The organism is Pseudomonas sp. R28(2017) (genome assembly GCF_002112505.1).
Classification (GTDB): Bacteria; Pseudomonadota; Gammaproteobacteria; order Pseudomonadales; family Pseudomonadaceae; genus Aquipseudomonas.
Map to the genome: position 1 here is coordinate 50,344 of NZ_NEHW01000020.1, position 26,473 is coordinate 76,816.

Consider the following 26,473-nt stretch of genomic DNA (forward strand, 5'->3'; position numbering starts at 1 on the left):
GTTCCGCTGAGGCGACCATTTTCCCGTCACTCGATGCCCATGCGCCGCCTGGCCCGATGTGCCGAACCATCACGCATGGCCCAGCGCAGGATCGGGGCTGTGCGTTGCAGGCCAAGGCGGATCATGCGCCGTTGCAGCGGCCCTTGCTGCAGGCCGAGCATGGCCTGGGCCCAGCCCGGCAGCAGGTCGATGCCGGCATGCAGCATCAGCTTGCCGACCGGCTCGGCAAGGCGGCTCGGGGCTGGGGCTTCAAGCAGGATCCCGACAACCTCCAGGCTACGCGCGCTGCATTGCAGTTGTGGGCGCATTCGCTGCAGGTAGTCCTCAACCTGCTGGCAGGAGCGGGGAACATTGCGCGCCCCGAGGTGTTCGGCGATGAGGGCGATTTCCGCATAGTAGGCATCCTGGTCGGCGCGCGACAGCTGCGGGTCGCGGTAGCGCAGGTGGGCGGCGAGGAAGCTGCTGACTTCGGCCACATGCACCCAGGTCAGCAGGTCGGGGTCGCTGGCGGCATACGGGCGACCGTCGGGTGCAGTGCCGGTCACCTGCAGGTGAATGGTGCGCACCTTGTCGATCAACCATTCGGCATCGCGGGTCGAGCCGAAGGTGGTGCCGGAGATGAACTGGCTGGTGCGGCGCAGGCGGCCGAGCAGGTCTTCGCGGAAGTTGGAGTGGTCCCACACCCCGGCCAGGGCCAGCGGGTGCAGCAGTTGCAACATCAGGGCGCTGATGCCGCCGACCAGCATGCTCGGGAAGTCGCCATGCACCCGCCAGCTGATGCTGTGCGGGCCGAACAGGCCGGGGTCGCCCTTGGGGGATTCGAGGTCGAGCTGGCCGAGGGCCAGCCCGGTAAGGCTCATGACCTGGGTTTCGATGCGTCGGCGTAGGGCTTCCATGGCGTCCTGTACTTCAGGACGGCCATGGTAAAGTGGCCGCCCGCTATTGATTGAGGCGTTTGTCGATCAGGCCCTGCACCACGCTCGGGTCGGCCAGGGTCGAGGTGTCGCCGAGATTGTCCAGTTCGTTGCAGGCAATCTTGCGCAGTATACGCCGCATGATCTTGCCCGAGCGGGTCTTGGGCAAGGCCGGTGCCCACTGGATCAGCTCGGGTTTGGCGAAACTGCCGATTTCCTTGCTGACCAGCGCCAGCAGTTCGGCCTTGAGTGTGTCGTCCGGGGTGATGCCATTCATGGTGGTGACGAAGGCATACACGCCCTGGCCCTTGAGGTCGTGCGGGTAGCCAACCACGGCAGCCTCGGCGACGCTGTCGTGCAGCACCAGCGCGCTTTCCACCTCGGCGGTGCCGATGCGGTGGCCGGAGACGTTGATCACATCGTCGATGCGGCCGGTGATCCAGTAATCGCCGTCGGCATCGCGGCGTGCGCCATCGCCGGTGAAGTAGTAACCGGGCATGGGTTTGAAGTAGGTATCGACCATGCGCTGGTGGTCACCATAGACGCTGCGGATCTGCCCGGGCCAGCTGGCCTTGATCACCAGCAGGCCGGCGCCCGGGCCTTCGATCAGCTTGCCTTTTTCGTCCAGCAGCACCGGTTGCACACCGAACATCGGCTGGGTGGCGCAGCCGGGCTTGAGCTTTTGGGCGCCCGGTAGCGGCGTGAGCATGATGCCGCCCGTCTCGGTCTGCCACCAGGTATCGACGATGGGGCAACGCTTCTGCCCGACCTCTTCGAAGTACCACTCCCAGGCTTCCGGGTTGATCGGCTCGCCAACGCTGCCGAGCAGGCGCAGGCTTTTGCGCGAGGTGCCTTGCAGCGGTGCCGAACCTTCACGCATCAACGCGCGCAGGGCGGTGGGCGCGGTGTAGAAGATGTTCACCTGATGTTTGTCCACCACTTGCCAGAAGCGCGAGGTATCCGGGTAATTGGGTACGCCTTCGAACATCAGTGAGATAGCGCCGTTGGCCAACGGCCCGTAGACGATGTAGCTGTGGCCCGTGACCCAGCCGACGTCGGCCGTGCACCAGAACACTTCGCCGTCGCGGTAGTCGAACACCACCTTGAACGTCATGGTCGCCTGCAGCAGGTAGCCAGCGGTGGTATGCAGCACGCCCTTGGGCTTGCCGGTGCTGCCTGAGGTATAGAGGATGAACAGCGGGTCTTCGGCGCCCATCGGTTCGGGCGGGCAATCGTCGCCTGCCCGTTCGGTGACATCGTGGTACCAGAGGTCGCGGCCCTCGGTCCAGGCGACATCGCCGCCGGTTCGGCGCACCACGAACACGCTGCTGACCGCCGGGCAGCTGCTCAGGGCCTTGTCGACGTTCTGCTTCAGCGCAATGCGCTTGCCACCGCGCACGCCTTCGTCGGCGGTGATCACGGTGCGGCAGTCGGCATCGAGAATCCGGTCACGCAGGGCATCCGGGGAGAAACCGCCAAACACCACCGAATGGATGGCGCCGATGCGCGTGCAGGCGAGCATGGCGTAGGCGGCTTCGGGAATCATCGGCATGTAGATGCACACCCGGTCGCCCTTGTTCACGCCGCGTGCCTTCAGGGCATTGGCCAGGCGGCAGACCTGGCGGTGCAGTTCGCGGTAGCTGATGGCCTTGGAGTCGTTGGGGTCATCGCCTTCCCACAGCAGGGCAGTCTGCTCGCCGCGCTGGGCCAGGTGACGATCCATGCAGTTGTAGCTGACGTTCAGCTGGGCACCGTCGAACCAACGGGCCTTGCCAGTCTTCAGGTCGCATTGCTGCACGCTCGACCAGGGTTTGATCCACTCCAGGCGTTTGGCCTGTTCGGCCCAGAAGGTGTCGGGGTCTTCAACCGACTGACGGTAGAGGCGGCGGTAGTCGTCGGGGGAGAGGCTGGCGGACTGGCTGACGGCCAGGGCCTCGGGATACTGCTTGATATCGAACATGGCGGGTGGTCCTGCTCTTGTGAGGGGCGAGGGACTGCAGCGGCTATTCGATGGACAGTGTAGCTGGGGGTGGTGTTCAACCTGTGACGGCCTCTTAGCGGGCACGCCCGCTCCCACAGGAACCACGCAGTTTCTGAAACTTGTGCAGTACCTGTGGGAGCGGGCGTGCCCGCGAATGGGCGGGGGTCAACCGCGGTGACGGCCGCGGAAGTAGTTGATCAGGCCTTGGGTGGAGCCATCTTCGGCGCTGTCTTCGAGGCTGCCGACAAGGCGCTGGTACACGCCCTTGCCCAGCTCCTTGCCCAGTTCCACGCCCCACTGGTCGAAGGCGTTGATGCCCCAGATCACGCTCTGCACGAACACCTTGTGCTCATACATCGCCACCAGCGCGCCCAGGCGGCGTGGGCTGATGCGTTCGACCACCAGGGTGTTGCTCGGGCGGTTGCCCGGGATCACCTTGTGCGGTGCGAGCTTTTCGATGTCCGCTTCGTTCAGGCCCTTCTGGCGCAGTTCGGCCTCGGCTTCTTCACGGGTCTTGCCGAGCATCAGCGCCTGGCTCTGCGACAGGCAGTTGGCGTACAGCCACTGATGGTGGTCGGCCACCGGGTTGAAGCTGACCACGGGCACGATGAAGTCGGCCGGGATCAGCTGGGTGCCCTGATGCAGCAACTGGTGGTAGGCATGCTGGCCGTTGCAGCCGACGCCGCCCCAGATCACCGGGCCGGTATCGGTTTTGACCGGGGTGCCATCCTGCAGCACGCTCTTGCCGTTGGACTCCATGTCCAGCTGTTGCAGGTGCTTGGTGATGTTGCGCAGGTAATGGTCGTACGGCAGGATCGCGTGGCTGCTTGCGCCCCAGAAGTTGCCATACCAGACACCCAGCAGGGCCAGCAGCACCGGCATGTTCTTGTCGAAAGGCGCGGTCTGGAAATGCTGGTCCATGGTGTAGGCACCTGACAGCAATTCCTTGAAGTTGGCAGTGCCGATGGCCAGGGCGATCGGCAGGCCGATGGCCGACCACAGCGAATAGCGCCCGCCTACCCAGTCCCACATCGGGAAGATGTTCTCTTCACGGATACCGAAGGCCACGGCGGCGGCCTTGTTGCTGGACACCGCGATGAAGTGGCGGTACAGCTCGGCTTCCGAGCCGCCCTGGGCCAGGTACCAGGTACGCGCGGCCATGGCATTCTTCAGGGTCTCGAGGGTGTTGAACGACTTCGACGAGACAATGAACAGCGTGGTTTCGGCGCGCAGGTTGGCCGACAGTTCATGGAATTCACTGCCGTCGATGTTGGCCAGGTAATGGCAGCGCACGCCGCGCTGGGCATAAGGCAACAGGGCCTCGGAGACCAGCTCGGGGCCGAGGAACGAGCCGCCGATGCCGATGTTGACCACATCGGTGATCGGCTTTTCGCTGTAGCCACGCCACAGGCCGTCATGAATGCGGCCGACCAGCTCGGTGATCTGGTTGAGTACCTTGTGCACTTCCGGCATCACGTTGACGCCGTTGACGCTGAGCTTGTCGCCTACCGGGCGGCGCAGCGCGGTGTGCAGCACCGGGCGGCCTTCCGAAGCGTTGATGATCTCGCCGCTGAACATCGACTTGATCGCATCCTGCAGGCCGACTTGTTCGGCCAGGTCCACCAGCAGGTTGCGGCTTTCGTCGGTGATCAGGTTTTTCGAATAGTCGAGGAACAGGCCGCAGCAGCTCAGGGAGAACTGATCGAAGCGCTTGGCATCGGCGGCGAAGGCTTCGCGCATGCTGAAGCCTTGCATGGCGTCGCGGTGTTTCTGCAGGGCCTGCCAGGCAGGCAGGGCCGTCACATCGTGGGGGGTACGGTAATACGCCATTGCGCGGAATTCCTTGATGCGTGGTGAGCCTTGGACAGGGCAGTGATTGCCGGGTTCAGGCTGGCCATCATTATAGGCATGTGGGAGCGGGCTTGCCCGCGAATGGGCTGCGAAGCAGCCCCGGAAGGTTATGCGGTCTTCTCGTCCAGATGCAGATACAGGTTGTCGATCAGGCGAGTGTTACCCAGGTAGGCCGCCACCAGGATCACCAGGTCACGGTCGCCGAACGCGGCCGGGCGCAGGTTCACCGCGTGGCGTACTTCCAGGTAGTCCGGGCGCAGGCCCGCAGCGATCAGATCCGCCTTGCCTTGCTCGATCAGGGCCGCAAAATCCACCTGGCCACGGCCAAGCGCTTCGCCGATCTGTTTCAGCGTGCGATACACCACCGGCGCCGTGCTGCGCTGCTCAGGCGTCAGGTAACCATTGCGCGACGACAGCGCCAGGCCATCGTCGGCGCGCACGGTAGGCTCACCGATGATCTGGATCGGCATGTTCAGGTCGCGGACCATGGCACGAATCACCGCCAGTTGCTGGTAGTCCTTCTCGCCAAACACGGCCAGGTCTGGCTGGACCATGTTGAACAGCTTGCTGACCACGGTCGCCACGCCTTCGAAATGCCCGGGGCGGCTGGCACCGCACAGGCCCTCGGAGAGGCTGGGCACACTGACGCGGGTTTGCACGGCCATGCCGTCGGGGTACATCTCTTCGACGGTGGGCGCGAACAGCAGGTGGCAGCCGGCATCGAGCAGGCGCTGCTGGTCGGCAGCGAGGGTGCGCGGGTACTTGTCGAGGTCTTCGTTGGCACCGAACTGCAGCGGGTTGACGAAGATGCTGGCGACCACGAAATCGGCACGTTGGGCGGCCTTGGTCACCAGCGCGGCGTGGCCGCTGTGCAGGTTGCCCATGGTCGGCACGAAGCCGATGCGCTTGCCTTCACCGCGGGCACGGGCGACGGCGGCACGCAGTTCGCGGACGGTCTTGACTGTGTTCATGCGCTGAATCCGTGTTCGGCAGCGGGGAAGGTCACGTCCTTGACGGCCTTGACGTAGGCGGCGAGGGCGCTGTGGATATCGGGCTGGCCTGCCATGAAGTTCTTCACGAACTTCGGCACGCGGCCGCTCAGCGACAGGCCGAGCATGTCGTGCAGCACCAGCACCTGGCCGTCGGTGGCGCTGCCGGCGCCAATGCCGATCACCGGAATGCTCACTGCCTGGGTGATTTCCGCCGCCAGCTCGCTGGGTACGCACTCCAGCAGCAGCATCGCCGCGCCGGCCTGTTCCAGGGCAATGGCGTCGGCACGCATCTGCCGCGCCTGCGCTTCCTGGCGGCCCTGCACCTTGTAACCACCCAGCACGTTGACGGTCTGCGGTGTCAGGCCCATGTGCGCGCACACCGGTACGCCGCGTTCGGCCAGCAGGCGGATGGTTTCGGCCAGCCAGGCGGCGCCTTCGAGTTTGATCATGTGGGCGCCGGCCTGCATCAGCGTGGCGCAGTTGGCAAAGGCCTGCTCGGGGGTGGCGTGGGCCATGAACGGCAGGTCGGCGAGGATCAGCGCGCCATCGTTGCCGCGTTTGACGCAGGCGGTGTGGTAGGCCATCTCGGCCGTAGTGACGGGCAGCGTGCTGTCATGGCCCTGCAGGACCATGCCCAGGGAGTCGCCCACCAGCAACACGTCGACGCCGGCCTGGCTGCAGGCCTTGGCAAAGGTCGCATCGTAGCAGGTCAGCATGGTGATCTTTTCACCCTTGGCCTTCAGGCCATGCAGGGTGGTCAGGGTTACTTCAGGCATGTAGGAAAATCCTCGTTCAGGCGCTGTGAAAAACGACTGCATACAACGCGTGTAGTCATCTTCCGGAGCGGCACATCATCGCGCGTGATGTTCGGGCACAGGTCCGTCCGGGCCTAAATACGGGTATGCGGCACTTTGGTGCCACACGGGACGCCTATAGTCGTGAGCGAGGTGGGGGAAGTCAATCACCCTGTTACCGCATTGTTACTAACAGGGTGTTACTGGCGTTACCGTGCCCTGATGAATGTCTCAAACGCCCGGTTTACAGGCGTTCCAGGCCGACGAACGGGCAGGCTTCGAGCAGTTGGGCGAGCGCACGGCCGTCGGCCAGGCGGAAGTCGCCCGACACCAGTTCGGCCAAGGGGTACAGCACGAAGGGGCGCGCGTGCATGTGGTAGTGCGGCACCTGCAGGCGTGGCACGTCGATGACCTGGTCACCGAACAGCAGGATATCCAGGTCGAGGGTGCGTGGCCCCCAGCGTTCCTTGCGCACGCGGCCCTGGTCGTTCTCGATGGCCTGCAAGGCGTCGAGCAGGTCCAGCGGCGCCAGCGTGGTGTCGAGCGCGGCCACGGCGTTGGTGTAGCGCGGCTGGCCGGGCAGCAGCGAATCGCTGGTGTACAGGGCCGAAGCGCCCGCCAGGCGGCTGTCGGCAATCTGGTCGAGCGCCTGCAGGGCGCTGCGCAGTTGTTCTGCGGGGGCGTCCAGGTTGCTACCGAGGCCGATGAAGGCGCGCGTGTTCACTCGAACGCCTCGTCACCGCCGCTGCGCTTGCGCTTGCTGCCACTGCGCTTGCGTTTACGCGGGCCGGCCCCAGTGCCTTCGTCACGGCTGCCGAGCTCGCGGATCATCTCGCGGCGTTCGCTGTCGTTGGCGTCCTGGTAATCGGTCCACCACTGGCCGAGGTCATCGGTTTCCTCGCCCGCGCTTTCGCGCAGCAGCAGGAAGTCGTAGCCGGCGCGGAAGCGCGGGTTGTCGAGCAACTGATCAGCGCGTTTGCCGCTGCGGCGCGGCAGGCGTTCCTGCATGTCCCAGATCTCGCGGATCGGCAGGGTGAAGCGCTTGGGAATGGCGATACGCGCGCATTGCTCGGCGATCAGGTCGTGGGCTGCACCGTTCATGGCCGGGATCGGCGGCACGCCCTGGTTCTGCAGATGCAGCACGCGGCTTGGCAGGGCTGGCCAGAGCAGGGCGGCGAACAGGAAGGCCGGGGTGACCGGCTTGCCCTGCTTGACGCGCAGGTCGGTGTTGTTCAGCGCCTGGCTGATCAGGGTATGGGTGTAGGTCGGGCGCTCGTCCAGGGCGTGGGCACTGGCCGGGAACAGCGGCTCGAACAACTCCAGGTCGACCAGCATTTCGAAGGCAATGGCGCCCTGGCCGGAGAGGAACAGCTTGAGGCATTCCTCGAACAGGCGCGCTGGCGGGATCTCGCGCAGCAACGTGGCCAGTTTGCGGATCGGCTGGAAGGTGTGCTTCTCGATGCCGAAGTCGAGCTTGGCGGCGAAACGCACGGCACGCAGCATGCGCACCGGGTCTTCCTGGTAGCGGTGGGTCGGGTCGCCGATCAGGCGCAACAGGCGGTTGCGCACATCGTGCACGCCGTTTGCGTAGTCGAGGATGCGCTCGCTGACCGGGTCGTAGTAGAGGGCGTTGATGGTGAAGTCGCGGCGTTGCGCGTCTTCTTCCAGGGTGCCGTACACGTTGTCACGCAGGATGCGACCACTGGCGTTGTGCGACGAACGGTGGCTGTCGCCTTGGTCGTCTTCCGAGTGGTGGGCGCGGAAGGTGGCGACTTCGATGATCTCACGGCCGAAATGCACGTGGACCAGCTTGAAGCGCCGGCCGATGATGCGCGCGTTGCGGAACTCGGCACGGACCTGCTCGGGCGTGGCACTGGTGGCGACGTCGAAGTCCTTGGGCGTGATGCCCAGCATCAGGTCGCGGACGCAGCCACCGACCAGGTATGCCTGGTAGCCCGCGCTCTGCAGGCGCTCGACGATGTTCACCGCGTGGCGGCTGAACTGGTGGCGCTGCAGCGAGTGTTGGCTCTTGTTGATCACCTCAGGCGTGGTGCGCCGGTGGTGCTGGCCCGGTACGGGGGGGCGGAAAGACTGGAACAGCTTCTTCAGCATGGGATGCACTGTTTGAAGGAATGTTCGGCCAAGAATAGGAGAATGGCCGCATGATGGGCGGGGATTCTAGCATTTACTCAGGGAATGGTGTAGGCGTTGGCAGGAAGGGCTGCCGGAAGGGGAGAAACGACAAGGGGAGCCTAAGCTCCCCAAGAAGTCGTTGCGTGCTCTTATTGTTTTTTTACTGGGCTTCTTGTTTTTGTTGAGTGCCCTGCCCACAAATCTCGAAGCTTGTGGACGACCCCCAATCCAGGGGTAAAGAGCAAACGGATTGCTTTGGCCGCTGATGTCACGTTGATCCTTCGATCCAACCAGTTCAGGCGCTGCTTTTAAGTGCAGTTTTTGTTGTTCTCTGCCTGGTCGTGGGGCAAGCCCCAAACACGCATCCTCTCCAAAAGAATCAGTTAGCTGCGCCTCCGCCGTCTTGTTTTTATTGTGCGTGAGCCGTTTCGTCTTGTTCTTATTCTGAGTTGCTGTGCTTGTTATTGTTCTTGTACCAGACATATAGCAGGTGCCGTGCCAACTTTGCGAAACCTAATGAAATCAGGGGTTTGGCGGATTTCTGCGGCTGGCGGCGGGCTGGAAATGTAGATTTTTCGTTACCGTACGCCTCGGGAACTGTTACGCCAGAAAGGTTGGGTAACAGATTTGTGCGGGAACTGCTGTGTTACCTGAGGAAGGAAATGTGGCCTTGCCGGCCTCTTCGCGGGCAAGCCCGCTCCCACAAGGACCGCACAGCTACTGAGCGTGTGGCAATCCTGTTGGGGCGGGCCCGCGAGTGGCCGCTTGGGCCGATGGAATATGAATCAGTTGTCGCTGGTGGCGTTGCTCTTGCGCCGCGGGATGCCCAGGCGCTGGCGCCGTTCCCACAGGCACTTGCGGCTGACACCCAGCTTGCGTGCCAACTCGGTCTCGGTCATGTGGTCCTGGTGCTCGAGCACGAAGTGCTGGAAGTAGTCCTCCAGCGACAGGTCCTCGGTCGGTTCGTGGCTGGCACTGTTGGCGCTGGCGCTGGCCGCTACCAGGGCGTTGTCGAGGATGTCATCTTCCTCGAGGTCGCTCAGCTCGATGTCGATGCCCAGCATGTCGGCGGAAATTTCCGCGCTCTCGCTGAGGATCACCGCGCGCTCCACGGCGTTTTCCAGTTCGCGTACGTTACCCGGCCAGCTGTAATGACGAATGGCTTGCTCGGCCTCGGCCGAGAAGTGCAGGTCGTCACGGCCGATGCGTGCGCTCTGGCGGGCGAGGAAGGCATTGGCGATCTCGTTGACGTCACTGCCACGCTCGCGCAGGGCCGGCAACTTCAGGGCGATCACGTGCAGGCGGTAATAAAGGTCTTCGCGGAACTGCCCGGCCTTGGCCAGGTTCTTCAGGTCACGGTGGGTTGCGGCGATCAGGCGCACGTCGACTTTTTGCGACTGCACCGAACCGACCCGGCGGATCTCGCCTTCCTGCAGCACGCGCAGCAGGCGTGCCTGGGCTTCGAGCGGCAGTTCGCCGATTTCGTCGAGGAACAGGGTGCCGCCGTCGGCCGCTTCCACCAGGCCGGCACGGCCGGCGCTGGCACCGGTGAATGCACCTTTCTCGTGGCCGAACAGTTCCGATTCGATCAGGGTTTCCGGAATCGCCGCGCAGTTCACCGAGATCATCGGCGCCTTGGCGCGCCGCGACAGGTTGTGCAGGGCACGGGCGACCAGCTCTTTACCGGTGCCCGACTCACCCTGGATCAGCACGTTGGAGTCGGTGGGCGCCACCTTGCGGATCTTGCTGTACATGTCCTGCATCGGCGGGCACGAACCGATGATGCCGATCTCGCCGTTGGCGGCCGCAGCACCCTTGTCGGCTGGCGCGGCCTTGCCGTTGGCCCGCGGCTCGGCGGCCGGGGCTGGCGCGGCGGCCGGGGCGTTCTGCCGGTCGCGCAGGATGCGCGCCACGGCCTGGAGCATTTCATCGTGGTCGAAGGGTTTGGCGATGTAGTCCACCGCGCCCATCTTCATCGAGTCCACCGCCGAGCGCAGGCTGGCGTAGCTGGTCATGATCAGCACCGGGGTGCCCTGGCCGAGCTTGATCAGCTCGGTGCCCGGGGCGCCTGGCAGGCGCAGGTCGCTGACGATCAGGTCGAAGGTGGCAATGCTGAAGCGTTCCTGGGCTTCCTGCACCGAGCCGGCTTCGCTGACTTGGTACTGGTTCCGTTCGAGCAGCCGACGCAGGGCCGAGCGGATGATGGTTTCGTCTTCGACGATCAGAATGTGCGGCATTGATTCAATTCTCTCGACGGTCTCGAATTTCAGGGGACGTCGCTACGACATGCCGGGGCAGGGTCACGCGGATCCGGGTGCCACGTTGCCGTTCGATGTCGGCCGGGCTGTCGATGGTGATTTGCCCATAATGCTCTTCCACGATGGAATAGACCAGAGCGAGCCCCAGTCCGGTTCCCTCGCCCGGGTCCTTGGTGGTGAAGAACGGTTCGAACAGGCGGTCCATGATGTTCTTCGGGATTCCGCTGCCCTCGTCCTCGACGATCAGGTCGACGGTGTGCTCGCAGGCGGTGCTGCGCACACGCACGGCGCTGCCTGCAGGCGAGGCGTCGCGGGCGTTGGAGAGCAGGTTGATCAGCACCTGGGCGAGGCGCTGCGGATCCCCCTCGGCCCAGTGGTCCGGGTCGCAGAGGTTGAAGAACTGTACTTCGAAATTGCGCCGGTTCAATGCCAGCAGACCGATGGCGTCCTGTGCCACTTCGGCCAGGCAGACCGGCTCTTCGCTGTTCTGATGGCTGCCGCCGGCGTGGGCGAAGCTCATCAGCGACTGGACGATGCGTGACACGCGCTTGGTCTGTTCGAGGATCTGGCTGGACAGCTCGATGATTTCGCCATCGCCTTCGCGCTCTTCGCGCAGGTTCTGCGCCAGGCAGGCAATGCCGGTGATCGGGTTGCCGATTTCATGGGCCACGCCAGCGGCCAGGCGGCCGATGCTGGCCAGGCGCTCGGAGTGCACCAGCTTGTCTTCCAGGGCCTGGGTTTCGGTCAGGTCTTCCACCAGCAGCACCAGGCCGCTGTTGCCCGGCGCCAGCGGTTCGTCGATGGCCGCCTTGTGCAGGTTCAGCCAGCGCGGCTGGCCATCCAGCGCCAGGCGCTGCTTGTGCAGGTGTTCGTCGGGCACGTTGATGAAGCCCTGCAACAGGCCACGCCACGGTTCACTGATGGTCACCAGGCGTGAGCCGACCACGTGCTTGGCGGCGATGCCGGTCAGCTCTTCCATGGCCTTGTTCCACATCAGGATTTCCTGGTCCTTGGCCAGCGAGCAGACGCCCATGGGCAGCTCCTGCAGGGTCTGGCGGTGGTAGCGGCGCAGGGCGTCGAGCTCGGCGGCCAGGCCGGTGAGGCGCGAGTGGTAGTCTTCCAGGCGGCTTTCGATGAAGTGGATGTCCTCGGTGACGTAGTTCTCGTTACCGGACTTGTAGGGCAGGAAGGTCTCGACCATATCCTGAGCCACGCTCGGCCCCATCAGCCCGGAGAGGTTGGCCTCGATACGGTCGCGCAGGCGGCGCAAGGCATAGGGGCGGCGTTCGTCGAACGGCAGGTAGAGGTCGCGCAGGGCTTGTTCGACTTCCTTCTGCGCCGCCTTGGCGCCCAGCGGTTTGGCCAGCTGGGTGGCGAACTCCTGGGGCGAGGCGGCATGCAGCTCGCGCCGCTGCGGGCGGCGCACGTTGTCCACGGCGCAAGCTTCGGCGGCGCTGACTTCCTCGGTGCTGGCATTGGTGAACAGCGAAATCAGCGTGAACAGCAGGACGTTGGCCGCCAGCGAAGCGATGGCCGCCATGTGCCAACTGGTGTCGTCGAGCACATAGATCATGTCCAGCAGCGGAATGTAGAAGCCCTGCAGGTTGCCCAGCAGCGGCAGCAGCATGGTCACCAACCACACCAGGGTCCCTGCCAGCAGCCCGGCGATGAAGCCGCGGCGGTTGGCGGTCGGCCAGTAGAGTACCGACAGCACGCCAGGCAGGAACTGCAAGGTGGCGACGAAGGCCACGATACCCAGGTTGGCCAGGCTCTGGTGGTTGTTCTGGGTCAGGTAGAACACGAAGCCGGCCGTGATGATGGCGACGATCAGTGCCCGCCGGGTCCATTTCAACCAGCGGTAGATGTTGCCTTCGGCCGGTGGTTGGTACAGCGGCAGCACCAGGTGGTTGAGGGCCATGCCCGACAATGCAAGGGTGGTGACGATGATCAGCCCGCTGGCGGACGCCAGCCCGCCCACGTAGGCCAGCAAGGCCAGTGCCTGGTTGTTGGCGGCGATCCCCAGGCCCAGGGTGAAGTATTCCGGGTTGGTACTGGCGCCCAGGCGCAGGCCGGCCCACAGCACCAGCGGCACGGCCAGGCTCATCAGCAGCAGGAACAGCGGCAGGCCCCAGCTGGCGCTGACCAGCGAGCGCGGGTTGAGGTTTTCGGTGAAGGCCATGTGGTACATGTGCGGCATGACGATGGCCGAGGCGAAGAACACCAGCAGCAGGGTGCGCCATGGGCCTTCCTGCAGCGGTGTGTGCAGCGCCGCCAGGGCGGTCTGGTTCTGCAGCAGCCACACCTCCAGCTGGTGCGGGCCGCCGAACACGCCATACAGCGCATACAGGCCGATGCCGCCCAGGGCCAGCAGCTTGATCACCGATTCGAAGGCGATGGCGAACACCAGGCCTTCATGTTTCTCGCGGGTGGCGATATGGCGCGAGCCGAAGAAGATGGTGAACAGGATGATCAGCGTACAGAAGGCAAAGGCCACCCGTGCCTTGACCGGCTCGCCGGTGAGGATGCTGATCGAATCGGCCACCGCCTGGATCTGCAGGGCCAGCAACGGCAGCACGCCGATCAGCATGATGAGCGTGGTCAGCGCGCCGGCCCAGGTGCTGCGAAAGCGGAACGCCAGCAGGTCGGCCAGCGACGACAGCTGGTAGGTGCGGGTGATCTTGAGGATCGGATACAGCAGCACCGGCGCCAGCAGGAACGCACCGGAAACCCCCAGGTAGCAGGCGAGGAAGCCGTAGCCATATTGATAGGCCAGGCCCACCGAGCCATAGAAGGCCCAGGCACTGGCGTAGACGCCCAGCGACAGGGTGTAGGTCAGCGGGTGGCGAATGATCGAACGCGGGATCAGCCCGCGCTCGCTGATCCAGGCCACGCCGAACAGCACCATGAGGTACGCGGCGCTGATCAGGATCATCTGGGTCAGGCTAAAGCTCATCGGCATCTCGTTGGCTCTGCAGGATGAAGGTGACGACGATCAGGATCAGCCAGAGCAGGTAAGGGCGGTACCAGGCACCGGTCGGTTCGATCCACCAGTCCATGATGGCCGGGGAGAACAGGTAGATCCCCACGACCAGAAGCAGGACCAAACGATAGATGTACATGCTGGCCTCGATGGTTGGGCGCTGCGGGCTTGGACTTATTATTGGCGCAATTGACTGTGGCGATGCTAGCGGTAATCGATAGGGTTCGCCAAGAGTTTGAATTTATTGGTCTTTTGTTTTTGAGGGTAGGTTGCCTGTTCCGGCCCATTCGCGGGCAAGCCCGCTCCCACAGAAACGGTGCTGACCCTGTGGGAGCGGGCTTGCCCGCGAGGAGGCCGGACCTGCGTTAGTGCAAATCCGCCTCTGGCACCGTCGCCTGCCGGGCAATAGCTTCTGGTCGCCACTGCTCGCGTGCCACCGCCAGCACTTCGGCGGGCGTTGCCAGCAGCAGTTCGGCATCGGTGTCCTGCCCCAATGCCCGCAGCGCACGCAGCAGCAAAGGTGTTGCCTGTTCCGCCTGCAACGGCGGCGAGCGATAGGATTTACCCAGCTTGTGGCCATCAGGCTGCACGATCAGTGGAATATGCAGGTAGCGCGGTTGTGAAAAGCCCAGCAACTCCTGCAGGTACAGCTGGCGCGGCGTATTGTCGAGCAGGTCGGCCCCGCGCACGATGTCGGTAACACCCTGCCAGGCATCATCCAGCACCACCGCCAGTTGATAGGCATACAGCCCGTCACGCCGCTGGATGACAAAATCCCCGACCTCACGCCCCAGGTGCTGCTGGAACTCACCCTGCACCCGGTCGGTAAAGCGGTAGATCAGCTCAGGCACCCGCAGCCGGATCGCTGCGCCTTCCCGGGCATGCCCCGCGTTACGGCAGAACCCTGGGTAGATGCCGTTGTGGCCCTCCAGCTGCTTGCGCGAACAGGTGCAGGCGTAGGCCAGGCCCATGTTGAACAGGCGGTCGACCACCGCGGCGTAGGCGTCGTGGCGTTGGCTCTGGTACACCACTTCACCGTCCCACTCCAGGCCGTAGCGCTCGAGGGTCTGCAGAATAGCGTCGCGGGCCCCGGGCATTTCCCGGGGCGGGTCGGTGTCTTCCATGCGCAGCAGCCAGCGGCCGCCAACAGCGCGGGCGTCGAGCCAGGAGGCGAGGGCGGCGACCAGTGAGCCGAAATGCAGGAAGCCGCTCGGGGTGGGGGCGAAGCGTCCGATGTAGCGGGAGTCTTTCATGGCATTGCCGGGCATATAAATGAAAACGGGGCGCAAGATGCGCCCCGTTCGGATGGGAGAAGGGTCAGCCTTTGCCGACGGTCTTTTCCTTTTTCTCCGAGATTTCCTTGCAGTCGAAGCACAGGTCGGCGGTTGGGCGGGCTTCCAGACGGCGCAGGCCGATCTCGATGCCGCAGGAATCGCACCAGCCGTACTCGTTGTCCTGGATCTTCTGCAGGGTCTTGTCGATCTTCTTGATCAACTTGCGCTCGCGATCGCGGTTGCGCAGCTCCAGGGCAAATTCTTCTTCCTGGCTGGCGCGGTCGGCCGGGTCCGGGAAGTTCGCAGCTTCGTCCTTCATGTGGTCTACGGTGCGGTCGACACTCTGCATGAGCTCGCCCTTCCAAGCATTGAGAAGCTTGGTGAAGTGCTTCTTCATGGGCTCGCCCATGTACTCTTCGCCCTTGGTCTCTTTATAGGGCTCGACACCGTACATGGTCTGACCGGTTTTTTGCTTTTCTACGGTGGACATGAATAGACCGCCTCTCACTCATCTGATCCAATGCGCAGGCTGCTCCATCTCCGGCACCCGCCGGCCCTGCGACTGCGAGCCGCCGAACTTACCAGATAGATCGGGGGTGCGCTACCCCGCCCGACCCTAGCAGTTGACAGCGGTACGCGCCTCACGTTCGCTGCCGTGCAAAGGTAGAATCCACAGTTTAGACCCAATTGAGAGAAGGTCATGGCCCACCCCTACAGTGCGCGCAGCCGCGCCATCGAACCCTTCCACGTCATGGCGTTGCTGGCGCGGGCCAACGAGCTGCAAGCAGCTGGTCATGATGTGATCCACCTGGAAATCGGCGAGCCGGACTTCACCACCGCTGCACCGATCGTCGCTGCCGGCCAGGCCGCATTGGCCGCCGGGCATACCCGCTATACCGCCGCCCGCGGGCTGCCAGCGCTGCGTGAGGCCATCGCCGGCTTCTATGGCCAGCGCTACGGCCTGCACGTCGACCCAGAACGGATTCTTGTCACCCCGGGCGGTTCAGGCGCGCTGCTGCTGGCCAGCAGCCTGCTGGTCGACCCCGGCAAGCACTGGCTGCTGGCCGACCCGGGTTATCCGTGCAACCGCCATTTCCTGCGCCTGGTGGAAGGCGGCGCGCAGTTGGTGCCGGTGGGGCCGGAGGTCAACTACCAGCTCACCGCCGACCTGGTCGAGCGTTACTGGGACAAGGACAGCGTCGGCGCCCTGGTCGCCTCGCCCGCCAACCCGACGGGCACCGTACTGGGCCGCGATGAGCTGGCCAGCTTGTCCAAGGCCACCCGTGAGCGCCATGGCCACCTGGTGGTGGACGAGATCTACCACGGCCTGACCTACGGCATGGATGCGCCGAGTGTGCTGGAAGTCGACGACTCGGCCTTTGTCCTTAATAGTTTTTCCAAGTATTTCGGCATGACCGGCTGGCGGCTCGGTTGGCTGGTGGCACCGCCCAATGCCGTGGCCGACCTGGAGAAGCTTGCGCAAAACCTCTACATCAGTGCACCGAGCATGGCCCAGCATGCGGCACTGGCCTGCTTCCAGCCGGAAACGCTGGCAATTTTCGAAGAGCGCCGTGCCGAATTCGCCCGCCGTCGCGACTATTTGTTGCCGGCCCTGCGTGAATTGGGCTTCCGTATCGCCGTCGAACCGCAGGGCGCGTTCTACCTGTATGCCGATATCAGTGCGTTCGGTGGCGATGCCTTCGCCTTCTGCCAGCATTTCCTTGAAACCGAGCACCTGGCCTTCACCCCGGGCCTGGACTTCGGCCGCCACCTGGCCGGCCACCATGTGCGGTTTGCCTACACCCAGAGCCTGCCGCGCCTGGAACAGGCGGTCGAACGCATCGCCCGCGGGCTGCGCAGCTGGCAGGGGTAACGGGTGTTCTTTCCTCAACTCGAACAAGGGCGTCTGCTGCGCCGCTACAAGCGCTTTCTGGCCGATATCGAGCTGGCCAGTGGCGAGCAACTGACCATCCATTGCCCGAACACCGGCTCCATGCTCAATTGCATGGGCGAGGGCGGACAGGTGTGGTTCAGCCGCTCCAACGACCCCAAGCGCAAGCTGCCAGGTACCTGGGAAATCAGCGAAACGCCCCAGGGGCGGCTGGCCTGCATCAATACCGGGCGTGCCAATGCGTTGGTTGAAGAGGCTCTGAGCGCCGGGGTGATCCGTGAACTGGCAGGCTTCACCGCGCTGAAACGTGAAGTCGCCTATGGCGAGGAACGCAGCCGGGTGGATTTCCGCCTGGACTTCGCCGACGGGCCAGCCTACGTCGAGGTCAAGAGCGTGACCCTGGGTTATCCGGATACGGCCGTGGCAGCATTCCCCGATGCCGTGACCCAGCGTGGTGCCAAGCACCTGCGCGAGCTGGCGGCGTTGGCCCGCCAGGGCATTCGTGCGGTGCAACTGTACTGTGTGAACCTTACCGGTATCGAGGCCGTGCGCCCCGCCGAGGAGATCGATTTTGCCTATGCCAGCGCCTTGCGCGCTGCGGTGGCGGACGGGGTCGAGGTGCTGGCCTACGGTGTGCGCCTGGATAACGAGCAAATCGTCATCGACCGCGCGCTGCCGGTGCTGCTCAACCCGTGAGCCAGATGCCCTCGCTGTCTTCATGGCAGTCCAGGGCCTGCAGCATCTCGCCTTCACAGGGGCCCGCCACGCACTCGCCACTGTCGATCAGAAACAGCGCGCCATGGTGGGCGCAGTGGATCAGGCTGGCGCTGTCGTCAAGAAAGGCGTCTTGCGCCCAGTTCAGCGGGATGCCGCGATGTGGGCAGCGGTTGCGGTAGAGATGCACCTGACCGTGGCGGCGCACGCCGAACAGGTCGATGCCGTCTACGCTGAAGGCGCGGCTGTGGCCCTCGGCCAGGGCCGCGGAAGGACAAAGAAAGTGCATTGCAGGGAAGGCTCGTGAAACAAAGTGATGGCTTGACGCCTCAATGCGAATAATTATCAAATTGCCCGCATTCGCTGCGCCAGCCGTCTATGGTGCGCAGTTCTGCCGCCCGCCACAAGGCGTGCGGCCCGCCTTCAGAAGGAATCCGATGATGCGCCGTCCCGCTGCTTTGTTCGCCCTGTGCGCAGCGCTTGTTGTTGCCACCCAGGCCTTGGCCGCCGACCTGCCGCAGCGCTGGGTCAGCGCGGGCGGGGCGCTGAGCGAGTGGATCAGTGAATTGGGCGGCGAACCACGGCTGGTGGGCGTCGATACCACCAGCCAGCACCCCGAGTCGCTGAAGGCGCTGCCAAGTATCGGTTATCAGCGCCAGCTGTCGGCCGAAGGCATTCTCAGCCTGCGCCCGGATGTGCTGGTCGGCACCGAAGAAATGGGACCGCCGCCGGTGCTGGCGCAGGTGCGCAAGGCGGGCGTGCGTGTCGAGCTGTTCTCCAGCCAGGCCGAGCTGGCAGCCGTTGACGAGAACCTCAAGCACCTGGGCGCGTTACTGGGCGCCGAGGCGAAAGCTGCCCAGTTGACGGCCAGCTATCACCAGCAACTCGAAGCGCTGCACGTGCAGGTGAAGCAGGCCCGGCAGCATCACCAGGTGCCAGGTGTGTTGCTGTTGGTTGGCCATGCCGGCGCCAAGCCGCTGATTGCCGGGCAAGGCACGGCTGGCGACTGGGTGTTGCGCCAGGCTGGGGCGCGCAACCTGGCTGAGCACCAGGGCTACAAGAACTTTTCCAATGAGGCGCTGGCGGCGCTCGACCCGGATGTCGTGGTGTTCTCTGACCGTGCGCTGAGTGGCGAGCAGGCTTTGCAGGCATTGCTCAAGGAAAACCCGGCACTGGCCGCTTCCCGCGCGGTGCGTGACAAGCGCCTGGTATCGCTCGATCCGACCTTGTTGGTGGGGGGGCTTGGCCCGCGCCTGCCGACCGCCTTGCAGGCACTGGCGACTGCGTTCTACCCGGCAAGCACTGCTAAATGAAACAACGGATCCAGCCGCGAACACTGTCTGTTTGCCTGACATTGCTGTGCCTGCTGGCAATCTGGCTGTCGCTGGCGCTGGGGCCGGTCAGCCTGCCGCTGGTCGATACCCTGCGTGCAGGGCTGCGCCTGTTGGGTTTGCCCATTGCAGCGGACGGCCTGCAGCAGGCCGAGATGATCCTGGGGCAGATCCGTCTGCCGCGCACCTTGCTGGGGTTGGCCGTGGGCGCGGTACTGGCATTGTCGGGTGTGGCCATGCAGGGGCTGTTTCGTAACCCGCTGGCCGACCCAGGTTTGGTGGGTGTTGCCGCCGGAGCGGCGATGGGCGCGGCGGTGGCCATCGTGGGTGGCAGCTGGCTTGGGGGGATGCCGGAGGTGCTTGCCCCCTACCTGTTGTCGCTGTGTGCCTTCATCGGCGGGCTGGGCGTGACAGCGCTGGTCTATCGCCTGGGGCGTCGCGACGGTCAGACCAACGTTGCCACGATGTTGCTGGCCGGTGTTGCCATGACGGCGCTGGGCGGTGCTGCCGTCGGCTTGTTTTCCTACCTGGCCGATGATGCCACCCTGCGCACGCTGACCTTCTGGAACCTAGGCAGCCTCAACGGTGCCAGCTACGAACGCCTTTGGCCTTTGCTGCTGATCGCAGGCAGTGTGGCGATGTGGTTGCCGCGCCGCGCAAAGGCGTTGAATGCCTTGTTGCTGGGCGAGTCGGAGGCACGGCACCTGGGAGTCGACGTGGAGCGGCTCAAGCGCGAACTGGTGTTCTGCACGGCGTTGGGTGTGGGCGCAGCGGTGGCGGCGGCGGGGCTGATCGGTTTCATTGGCCTGGTGGTACCCCATCTGGTGCGCTTGCTGGCAGGGCCTGATCATCGGGTGGTACTGCCCGCATCGTTGCTGGCCGGGGGCATACTCATGCTGTTCGCCGACCTTGCGGCACGGCTGCTGCTGGCGCCCGCCGAGCTGCCCATCGGTATCGTCACCGCCTTTATCGGTGCTCCGTTCTTCCTGATTCTGCTGATAAGAGGGCGCAGTTGATGTTGCAGGTCGAAGGGCTGCACCTGAGGCGGGGCAGCAATGACGTGCTGCACGGTATTGATCTGCATCTGAGCCCAGGGCAGGTCGTGGGGGTTCTCGGCCCCAATGGCGCCGGCAAGAGCAGCCTGCTGGGTGTTTTGTGTGGCGAGTTGGCGCCGGATCGCGGGCAGGTGACCCTGCAAGGCCGGCCGCTGGCTGACTGGGCAGGGCAGGCGCGTGCCAGGCGCCTGGCGGTGCTGCCGCAGGTGTCCAGCCTGGGGTTCTCGTTCAAGGTCGAGGAAGTGGCGGCCATGGGGCGCATGCCCCACGACACCGGGCAACTGCGTGATGCCGAGATCGTCGAAGCGGCGCTGCAAGCAGCGGATGCGGTTCACCTGGTGGGCCGCAGTTACCTGGCCCTGTCTGGCGGCGAGCGGCAAAGGGTGCACCTGGCCCGTGTGCTGGCTCAGCTTTGGCCTGGCGAGGAGGGCACCACGCTGTTGCTGGATGAGCCGACGTCGATGCTCGATCCGCTGCACCAGCACACGACCCTGGAAGCGGTACGCCGTTTTGCCGACTGCGGCGCCGCTGTGCTGGTGATCCTGCATGACCTGAACCTGGCGGCGCGCTACTGTGATCGCATCCTGCTGCTCGAAAGCGGGCGCTGCCATGCCTTGGCCACCCCGCAGGAGGTGCTGACGCCAGTGTCACTCAAAGCCGTTTTCGGTATCGAAGTGCTGGTGCAGGCGCACCCGGAGCGGGGCCACCCGCTGATCATTACCCGCTAGGAGGCACTGCCCATGGCTCACCCTTTGCTGTGTGGTTCATTACTGTGCCTGGCGCTGGTGCTGGGTGGCTGTCAGGCCAGCCTGCCGCCGTTGCCGGGCTGGCAGAGCAGCGAAGGGCGGGATAACGCCGAGCTTGGGCAGATTCGCGATCTGGCCAGTGGACAGGTGATCAGCCCTGAGCAACTGATCGAGGGTTTGGCCGATGCGCCGCGGGTCTTGGTCGGTGAGAAGCATGACAACCCGGACCACCACGCCTTGCAGCTGTGGTTGCTGCGGGCGCTGCAGCAACGCCGGGCGCAGGGCAGCCTGCTGCTGGAAATGCTGCAACCCGAGCAGCAGGTCCGCGTCGATGCGCTCGCGGGGCAGGCGCAACTGCCGCAGGACCTGCCCAAGGCCCTGGCCTGGGAAGACGGCTGGGACTGGCAGCTTTACGGCCCCATCGTGCGGGAGGCCTTGCAACAGCCCATACCGCTGCTGGCGGCCAACCTGTCACCCGCAGAAATGCGCCAGGCTTATCGACACCCCGTGGTGCTGCCGGGAACCGAGTCGAATGCACCAGCGGTCAGGGCGGCACTGCTGGAACAGGTAAAGCAGGGGCATTGCGGCCTGCTGCCGGAGAGCCAGCTGCCAGCGATGCTGGCGATGCAGCAACAGCGGGATCGGCGCATGGCCGAACGGCTGCTGGCGGCACCGCAGCCGGCCTTGCTGTTTGCCGGTGCGTACCATGCGCGCAAGGACCTGGGGGTGCCTTTGCACCTCGCCGACCTGGGCGCGAAGGGCGTGAGCAAGGTAGTGCTGCTGGTCGAGGCGGGCGAACAGGTCGAGCCCGGGATGGCCGACTATGTCTGGTACACGGCGGCGATGCCTGAGCAGGACTACTGCGCCCAGCTGAGGTAGGAGCGGCCGCCCGGCATTGAAGAGGAAACCTGCGGGCAAAAAAAGACCCGGCAAAATGCCGGGTCAATAACCGTGATTAGCCTGATGAGGAGATAATCTGAGAGTCCGAACCAGGGGCTCTTAGCTTATCCAACCAGTCTCGCGACCAGTTGTGATAATCATAACGATTCTCATTACAGCGTCAATCCCCTTCGTGCTTTTATTTCATGTTTTTTTGCATGGGGCATTTCGCATCGAGTTGTTGATTGAGTGCTTCCTTGCGTTCGGCCGGCAAATCGTTCCAGTGCATGTCCAGCAAAGCACCTTCAATGGCGTACAACAGCACCTTCGACGCCCGGAATCCTCGTGTTTTCACGGCCTGGTAGGCACCCACGGCGCCCAACCGGCGCAAGTCCGATGCACTGTGGATACCGGCCGCATGCAACCACTGCGCAGAGGTCTTGCCAAGATTCTTCAGATGCTGCAATTCATCGTTCATCGAGCCTCCTTGCGATGGCTGAACGGGTCTAGGGGATAAATCGCGAGCAGGTCAGAGAGGAGTGTAGCGGGGGTTGGGAAATGCGCGGCCTTTTGCCATCGGGGGCGACGAGCTGACAGGAGCAGCCTGTGCCGGCCTCTCGCGGGTGAATCGGGGCGCCCGCGAAGAGGCCGGTACAGAAAAGCGGAGGACTTACAGGCCTGGCAGGCGCTGGCGAATCTGCTCGATCACCTGGTCCATGCCGCTGGCTTCCTGGGTATCGATGCGGGTGCTGTGTACCCGTTCCTCGGCCTCCAGTGGTTCACGGCTGGCCTGCTGGGCCTTGACCACTTCCAGGGTGGCATCCGACGGGTCGCTGTTCTCGGCCTGGCGCTGTTCCAGCCAGCTGGCGATCACCGCTTCCGGGGCGTGGCAGTCGAGGATCAGGAACGGCACGCCGGTCTCGCTGGCCACGGCTGCGGCGGCCTGGCGCTGTTCAGCCTTGAGGTAGGTGGCATCGAGCACCACCGGGAAGCCGGCACGCAAGATCGTCGCCGCCAGTTCATGCAGGCGCTGGTAGGTCGCCACGCTGGCGTCCTGGCCATAGATGCCGGCAGCGAGCTGCCCCTCATTCTGTTGCGGCTGCGCACCGAACAGGCGCTTGCGCTCCACGTCCGAGCGCAGGCGAACCGCGCCCAGCGCCTCGACCAGGCGCATGGCCACGTGGCTCTTGCCCACCGCCGACACACCATGGGTGATGGCCAGCAGGCGGGAAGGGATGGCGCTGTAGCTTTCCGCCAGGTTGGCGTAGTTGCGGTAGGTGCGCAGGGTGGTGGCGCGTTGCACGCCGTCGGCATCGGCCGACAGGCTGAACAGGGCGACCTTGGCCCGTACCAGTGCACGGTAGGCCTTGTAGAAGTTGAGCACTTCCAGGCCTTCGTAGTCGCCGGTCAGCTCCAGGTACTGGCTGACGAAGCGTCGTGCCAGGCACTTGAGGCCGCGATCTTCCAGGTCCATGGCGAGGAAGCCGGTGTCGGCCCACACATCGGTCTTGCGGAAGGGTTCGTTGAACTCGATGCAGTCGAAGATCACGACCTTGCCATCGATCACGGTAGCGTTGCCCAAATGGATGTCGCCATGGCATTCGCGGATGAAGCCATTGGCCTTGCGCGCCGCGAACAGGCCCTGCAGGCGTTCGAAACTGCTGCGTGCCCAGGCTTGCAGGTTGTCCAGTTGCTGCAGGTCGGCCTTGTCACTGAGGAACGGGCGGATCTGCTCGAAGTTCTGCTCGACCGGGGCCATGACGCTTTCAGGCGAGCCATACGGCTGATCGGCGGGCACTTGCGGTGTCTGCAGGTGGAATTCGGCAATCTGCCGGGCCATCTGGTCGATGTGGCTGGTGTCCAGCTCGCCATTGGCCTGCAGGGTGTTGAGCATCTGGCCCTGGGGGAACTGGCGCATCTTCAGCATGTATTCGATCGCTTCGCCGTCACCGCCGATCTGTGGCGCGTCGGCACTGCCGGTGATCGGCAGGACTTCAAGGTACAGGCCTTCAGTCAGGCGCTGGTTCAGGCGCAACTCTTCGTTACAGAAGTGCTGGCGCTGGCCCAGGTTGGTGAAGTCGAGGAAGCCGAAGTTCATCGGCTTCTTGATCTTGTAGGCGTACTCGCCGGTGAGCAGGACCCAGGAGATGTGCGTCTCGATGAGCTGGAACCCGTCCACGGGATGAGGGTACAGGGCAGGGTTCTGCAACGCGTTGATCAAGGCTTGGCTCACGGGAAATCCTTCCGGCGTCAGGGAATTCGAAAGCGCCATTATGGTCAATGGTGCCGTCCCTGCCTACCGCCAGAGGGCGCCTGCCTACCCTTTATAAAGTGCGTATAATCCGCCGCCATGACTCGAACCCGAAATCCTCGTACCCCTCAGAAACGCCCGACCGGCCGCTCGCGCGCCTGGCTGGGCTGGGCGTTGAAGCTCAGCCTGGTCGGCCTGGTGATCGTCGCCGGCTTCGCGGTTTACCTCGATGCCATCGTCCAGGAGAAGTTCTCCGGCAAGCGCTGGACCATCCCGGCCAAGGTGTATGCCCGGCCGTTGGAGCTGTTCTCCGGCCAGAAACTGAGCAAGAACGACTTCCTCACCGAGCTCGATGCCCTCGGCTACCGGCGTGAAAGCGCGGCCAACGGCCCGGGCGCGGCGGCGGTCAACGGCAATACCGTCGACCTCAACACCCGTGGCTTCCAGTTCTACGAGGGCATGGAGCCTGCGCAGTTCGTGCGCGTGCGCTTCTCCGGCGACTATGTGGCAGACCTTGCCGGTGCCAATGGCAAGAAGCTCGACGTGGTACGTCTCGAGCCGCTGATGATCGGCGGTATCTACCCGAAGAACCTCGAAGACCGCATCCTGATCAAGATCGACCAGGTGCCGCCCTACCTGCTCGAGACCCTGGTCGCTACAGAGGACCGGGACTTCTACAGCCACTTTGGTGTATCGCCCAAGTCCATCGCCCGCGCCATGTGGGTCAACACCTCGGCCGGCTCGATGCGCCAGGGCGGCAGTACCCTGACCCAGCAGCTGGTGAAGAACTTCTACCTGACCAGCGAACGTAGCCTGAGCCGCAAGCTGACCGAAGCGATGATGGCCGTGCTGTTGGAGATGCACTACGACAAGCGCGAAATCCTCGAGGCCTACCTCAACGAAGTGTTCGTCGGCCAGGATGGCCAGCGCGCGGTGCATGGCTTCGGTCTGGCCAGCCAGTTCTTCTTCAGCCAGCCGCTGTCCGAGCTGAAACTGCACCAGATCGCCTTGCTGGTCGGCATGGTCAAGGGCCCTTCTTACTACAACCCGCGGCGTTACCCTGACCGTGCGCTGGCGCGACGTAACCTGGTGCTCGACCTGGTGGCCGAGCAGGGCGTGGCCAGCCAGGCGGAAGTCGATGCGGCGAAGAAGATGCCACTGGGCGTGACCAAGCGCGGCAGCCTCGCCGACAGCTCCTTCCCGGCCTTCCTTGACCTGGTCAAGCGTCAGCTGCGCCAGGACTACCGCGACGAAGACTTGACCGAAGAAGGCCTGCGCATCTTCACCAGTTTCGACCCGATCCTTCAGATGAAAGCCGAAACCTCCATGGCCGAAACCTTCAAGCGCCTGGCCGGGCGCAAAGGTGCCGACGAGGTGGAATCGGCGATGGTCGTGACCAACCCGGAAACCGGCGAAGTGCAGGCACTGATCGGCAGCCGCCAGTCCGGCTTTGCCGGCTTCAACCGTGCCATCGACGCCGTGCGGCCGATCGGTTCGCTGGTCAAGCCGGCGGTCTACCTGACCGCATTGGAACAGCCAAGCAAGTACACCCTGACCAGCTGGGTGCAGGACGAGCCATTCTCGGTCAAGGGGGCCGACGGCCAGGTGTGGCGCCCGCAGAACTATGACCGGCGCTCGCACGGTACGATCTACCTGTACCAGGGCCTGGCCAACTCGCTGAACCTGTCGACCGCGAAACTCGGCCTGGAAGTGGGTGTGCCGAACGTGATCAAGACCATCGGCCGCCTCGGCGTCAACGTCGACTGGCCGGCCTTCCCGGCGATGCTGCTGGGCGCTGGTGGCATGTCGCCGATGCAGGTCGCGACCATGTACCAGACCATCGCCAACGGTGGCTTCAACACGCCGATGCGCGGCATCCGCAGCGTGCTGACCGCCGAAGGCGAACCGCTCAAGCGCTACCCGTTCCAGATCCAGCAGACCTTCGACCCGGGCTCCATCTACCTGGTGCAGAACGCCATGCAGCGGGTGATGCGCGAGGGTACCGGCCGCTCGGTATACAACGTGCTGCCGAGTTCGCTGACCCTGGCGGGCAAGACCGGTACCAGCAACGATTCGCGCGACAGCTGGTTCTCCGGCTTCAGCCAGGATCTGCTGGCAGTGGTGTGGATGGGGCGTGACGATAACGGCAAAACGCCATTTACCGGTGCCACCGGCGCCTTGCAGGTCTGGACCAGCTTCATGAAGAAGGCCGACCCGCTGCCGCTGGACATGCCGCAGCCCGACAACGTGGTGCAGGCATGGATCGATCCCTACAGCGGTCATGGCTCCGACAGAAGCTGTCCGGGAGCCGTGCAGATGCCGTATATTCGCGGCAGCGAACCGCCCGCCGGTGCAACCTGCGGCGGCGAGCAGAATCCCGTAGAGTCGGTCATGGACTGGGTCAAGGGCTGGATGAACTGAGCCCTGAG

General features: G+C 64.3%; 22 protein-coding genes. 7 read left to right on the forward strand and 15 right to left on the reverse strand.

The features are described 5' to 3' along the window. Window positions 1–26: 26 nt before the first annotated feature. The 12 genes from CAF78_RS25560 to dksA form a co-directional block, all read right to left on the reverse strand. Window positions 27–896 carry an oxygenase MpaB family protein gene (locus CAF78_RS25560; RefSeq protein ID WP_085677219.1) on the reverse strand — a complete coding sequence of 290 codons (870 nt, stop codon included), beginning with the start codon at window positions 894–896 and terminating at the stop codon, window positions 27–29. Between the two features lie 43 nt (window positions 897–939). Further along, window positions 940–2,874, reverse strand: coding sequence for an acetate--CoA ligase (gene acs / locus CAF78_RS25565; RefSeq protein ID WP_085677220.1), 1,935 nt, complete (start codon window positions 2,872–2,874; stop codon window positions 940–942). 186 nt (window positions 2,875–3,060) lie between these two features. Further along, entirely contained in the window at window positions 3,061–4,725 is a 1,665-nt protein-coding gene (gene pgi / locus CAF78_RS25570) for a glucose-6-phosphate isomerase (protein ID WP_085677221.1), read from the reverse strand. A gap of 128 nt (window positions 4,726–4,853) precedes the next feature. After that, entirely contained in the window at window positions 4,854–5,717 is an 864-nt protein-coding gene (gene panC / locus CAF78_RS25575; RefSeq protein ID WP_085677222.1) for a pantoate--beta-alanine ligase, read from the reverse strand. Further along, on the reverse strand, window positions 5,714–6,514 hold the full coding sequence (gene panB / locus CAF78_RS25580) for a 3-methyl-2-oxobutanoate hydroxymethyltransferase (protein ID WP_085677223.1): 801 nt from the start codon (window positions 6,512–6,514) through the stop codon (window positions 5,714–5,716). The genes panC and panB overlap by 4 nt, the downstream gene beginning before the upstream one ends. 262 nt (window positions 6,515–6,776) lie before the next feature. Next, window positions 6,777–7,256: a 2-amino-4-hydroxy-6-hydroxymethyldihydropteridine diphosphokinase gene (gene folK, locus CAF78_RS25585; RefSeq protein ID WP_085677224.1), complete on the reverse strand. Its 480-nt coding sequence runs from the start codon at window positions 7,254–7,256 to the stop codon at window positions 6,777–6,779. Continuing rightward, window positions 7,253–8,644 (reverse strand): polynucleotide adenylyltransferase PcnB, encoded by a 1,392-nt coding sequence (locus CAF78_RS25590; RefSeq protein ID WP_085677225.1) that lies wholly within the window; start codon window positions 8,642–8,644, stop codon window positions 7,253–7,255. Before CAF78_RS25590 ends, folK begins: the two co-directional genes overlap by 4 nt. 806 nt (window positions 8,645–9,450) lie before the next feature. After that, the gene (locus CAF78_RS25595; protein ID WP_085677226.1) at window positions 9,451–10,902 is read right to left on the reverse strand and encodes a sigma-54 dependent transcriptional regulator; all 1,452 of its coding nucleotides are present in this window, start codon (window positions 10,900–10,902) and stop codon (window positions 9,451–9,453) included. A gap of 4 nt (window positions 10,903–10,906) precedes the next feature. Further along, entirely contained in the window at window positions 10,907–13,882 is a 2,976-nt protein-coding gene (locus tag CAF78_RS25600; RefSeq protein WP_177408572.1) for a sensor histidine kinase, read from the reverse strand. Beyond that, window positions 13,866–14,042 carry a hypothetical protein gene (locus tag CAF78_RS28405; RefSeq protein WP_003250005.1) on the reverse strand — a complete coding sequence of 59 codons (177 nt, stop codon included), beginning with the start codon at window positions 14,040–14,042 and terminating at the stop codon, window positions 13,866–13,868. The genes CAF78_RS25600 and CAF78_RS28405 overlap by 17 nt, the downstream gene beginning before the upstream one ends. A 226-nt stretch (window positions 14,043–14,268) precedes the next feature. Then, entirely contained in the window at window positions 14,269–15,156 is an 888-nt protein-coding gene (gene gluQRS / locus CAF78_RS25605) for a tRNA glutamyl-Q(34) synthetase GluQRS (RefSeq protein ID WP_085677228.1), read from the reverse strand. Between the two features lie 64 nt (window positions 15,157–15,220). Next, complete coding sequence (gene dksA / locus CAF78_RS25610) at window positions 15,221–15,667, reverse strand: RNA polymerase-binding protein DksA (RefSeq protein ID WP_085677229.1); 447 nt, start codon at window positions 15,665–15,667, stop codon at window positions 15,221–15,223. A 210-nt stretch (window positions 15,668–15,877) separates the two neighbouring features. On the opposite strand from dksA, the gene CAF78_RS25615 reads away from it, so the two are divergent. Together CAF78_RS25615 and sfsA are read left to right on the forward strand one after the other, a co-directional pair. Then, window positions 15,878–17,050, forward strand: coding sequence for a pyridoxal phosphate-dependent aminotransferase (locus CAF78_RS25615; protein WP_085677230.1), 1,173 nt, complete (start codon window positions 15,878–15,880; stop codon window positions 17,048–17,050). 3 nt (window positions 17,051–17,053) lie between these two features. Further along, entirely contained in the window at window positions 17,054–17,764 is a 711-nt protein-coding gene (sfsA, locus tag CAF78_RS25620) for a DNA/RNA nuclease SfsA (RefSeq protein WP_085677231.1), read from the forward strand. Here sfsA and CAF78_RS25625 read toward each other — a convergent pair. Then, window positions 17,754–18,071 (reverse strand): Rieske (2Fe-2S) protein, encoded by a 318-nt coding sequence (locus tag CAF78_RS25625; RefSeq protein ID WP_085677232.1) that lies wholly within the window; start codon window positions 18,069–18,071, stop codon window positions 17,754–17,756. The two genes, sfsA and CAF78_RS25625, sit on opposite strands and share 11 nt — an antisense overlap. 148 nt (window positions 18,072–18,219) lie before the next feature. Here CAF78_RS25625 and CAF78_RS25630 point away from each other — a divergent pair, with 148 nt between their 5' ends. Genes CAF78_RS25630 through CAF78_RS25645 form a run of 4 tightly spaced genes read left to right on the forward strand, consistent with a single transcriptional unit; the run spans window position 18,220 to window position 21,793 of the window. Further along, window positions 18,220–19,095, forward strand: coding sequence for a hemin ABC transporter substrate-binding protein (locus tag CAF78_RS25630; RefSeq protein WP_085677233.1), 876 nt, complete (start codon window positions 18,220–18,222; stop codon window positions 19,093–19,095). A 50-nt stretch (window positions 19,096–19,145) separates the two neighbouring features. Next, a complete protein-coding gene (locus CAF78_RS25635) occupies window positions 19,146–20,129 on the forward strand; it encodes an iron ABC transporter permease (protein ID WP_177408573.1) in 984 nt (327 codons plus the stop codon). After that, complete coding sequence (locus CAF78_RS25640; RefSeq protein ID WP_085677235.1) at window positions 20,129–20,896, forward strand: heme ABC transporter ATP-binding protein; 768 nt, start codon at window positions 20,129–20,131, stop codon at window positions 20,894–20,896. Before CAF78_RS25635 ends, CAF78_RS25640 begins: the two co-directional genes overlap by 1 nt. Window positions 20,897–20,908: 12 nt before the next feature. Then, window positions 20,909–21,793 carry a ChaN family lipoprotein gene (locus CAF78_RS25645; RefSeq protein WP_085677236.1) on the forward strand — a complete coding sequence of 295 codons (885 nt, stop codon included), beginning with the start codon at window positions 20,909–20,911 and terminating at the stop codon, window positions 21,791–21,793. Between the two features lie 199 nt (window positions 21,794–21,992). Here CAF78_RS25645 and CAF78_RS25650 read toward each other — a convergent pair whose 3' ends face one another. Next, window positions 21,993–22,271, reverse strand: coding sequence for a TfoX/Sxy family protein (locus CAF78_RS25650; protein WP_027917659.1), 279 nt, complete (start codon window positions 22,269–22,271; stop codon window positions 21,993–21,995). A 192-nt stretch (window positions 22,272–22,463) separates the two neighbouring features. Continuing rightward, the gene (locus CAF78_RS25655; RefSeq protein WP_085677237.1) at window positions 22,464–24,026 is read right to left on the reverse strand and encodes a bifunctional aminoglycoside phosphotransferase/ATP-binding protein; all 1,563 of its coding nucleotides are present in this window, start codon (window positions 24,024–24,026) and stop codon (window positions 22,464–22,466) included. A 117-nt stretch (window positions 24,027–24,143) separates the two neighbouring features. Between CAF78_RS25655 and mrcB the strand changes: the two genes are divergently transcribed. Further along, window positions 24,144–26,465 (forward strand): penicillin-binding protein 1B, encoded by a 2,322-nt coding sequence (gene mrcB, locus CAF78_RS25660; protein WP_085677238.1) that lies wholly within the window; start codon window positions 24,144–24,146, stop codon window positions 26,463–26,465. Window positions 26,466–26,473 lie beyond the last annotated feature (8 nt).

Excerpts from the sequence above, each read along its gene's own strand:
- CAF78_RS25650 (WP_027917659.1), bottom strand. The coding sequence starts at position 22,271 with ATGAACGATGAATTGCAGCATCTGAAGAATCTTGGCAAGACCTCTGCG.
- CAF78_RS25630 (WP_085677233.1), top strand. The coding sequence starts at position 18,220 with ATGATGCGCCGTCCCGCTGCTTTGTTCGCCCTGTGCGCAGCGCTTGTT.
- dksA (WP_085677229.1), bottom strand. The coding sequence starts at position 15,667 with ATGTCCACCGTAGAAAAGCAAAAAACCGGTCAGACCATGTACGGTGTC.
- panB (WP_085677223.1), bottom strand. The coding sequence starts at position 6,514 with ATGCCTGAAGTAACCCTGACCACCCTGCATGGCCTGAAGGCCAAGGGT.
- CAF78_RS25625 (WP_085677232.1), bottom strand. The coding sequence starts at position 18,071 with ATGCACTTTCTTTGTCCTTCCGCGGCCCTGGCCGAGGGCCACAGCCGC.
- CAF78_RS25615 (WP_085677230.1), top strand. The coding sequence starts at position 15,878 with ATGGCCCACCCCTACAGTGCGCGCAGCCGCGCCATCGAACCCTTCCAC.
- panC (WP_085677222.1), bottom strand. The coding sequence starts at position 5,717 with ATGAACACAGTCAAGACCGTCCGCGAACTGCGTGCCGCCGTCGCCCGT.
- gluQRS (WP_085677228.1), bottom strand. The coding sequence starts at position 15,156 with ATGAAAGACTCCCGCTACATCGGACGCTTCGCCCCCACCCCGAGCGGC.
- CAF78_RS25645 (WP_085677236.1), top strand. The coding sequence starts at position 20,909 with ATGGCTCACCCTTTGCTGTGTGGTTCATTACTGTGCCTGGCGCTGGTG.
- acs (WP_085677220.1), bottom strand. The coding sequence starts at position 2,874 with ATGTTCGATATCAAGCAGTATCCCGAGGCCCTGGCCGTCAGCCAGTCC.
- CAF78_RS25590 (WP_085677225.1), bottom strand. The coding sequence starts at position 8,644 with ATGCTGAAGAAGCTGTTCCAGTCTTTCCGCCCCCCCGTACCGGGCCAG.
- mrcB (WP_085677238.1), top strand. The coding sequence starts at position 24,144 with ATGACTCGAACCCGAAATCCTCGTACCCCTCAGAAACGCCCGACCGGC.
- CAF78_RS25600 (WP_177408572.1), bottom strand. The coding sequence starts at position 13,882 with ATGCCGATGAGCTTTAGCCTGACCCAGATGATCCTGATCAGCGCCGCG.
- pgi (WP_085677221.1), bottom strand. The coding sequence starts at position 4,725 with ATGGCGTATTACCGTACCCCCCACGATGTGACGGCCCTGCCTGCCTGG.
- CAF78_RS28405 (WP_003250005.1), bottom strand. The coding sequence starts at position 14,042 with ATGTACATCTATCGTTTGGTCCTGCTTCTGGTCGTGGGGATCTACCTG.
- CAF78_RS25595 (WP_085677226.1), bottom strand. The coding sequence starts at position 10,902 with ATGCCGCACATTCTGATCGTCGAAGACGAAACCATCATCCGCTCGGCC.
- CAF78_RS25640 (WP_085677235.1), top strand. The coding sequence starts at position 20,129 with ATGTTGCAGGTCGAAGGGCTGCACCTGAGGCGGGGCAGCAATGACGTG.
- CAF78_RS25560 (WP_085677219.1), bottom strand. The coding sequence starts at position 896 with ATGGAAGCCCTACGCCGACGCATCGAAACCCAGGTCATGAGCCTTACC.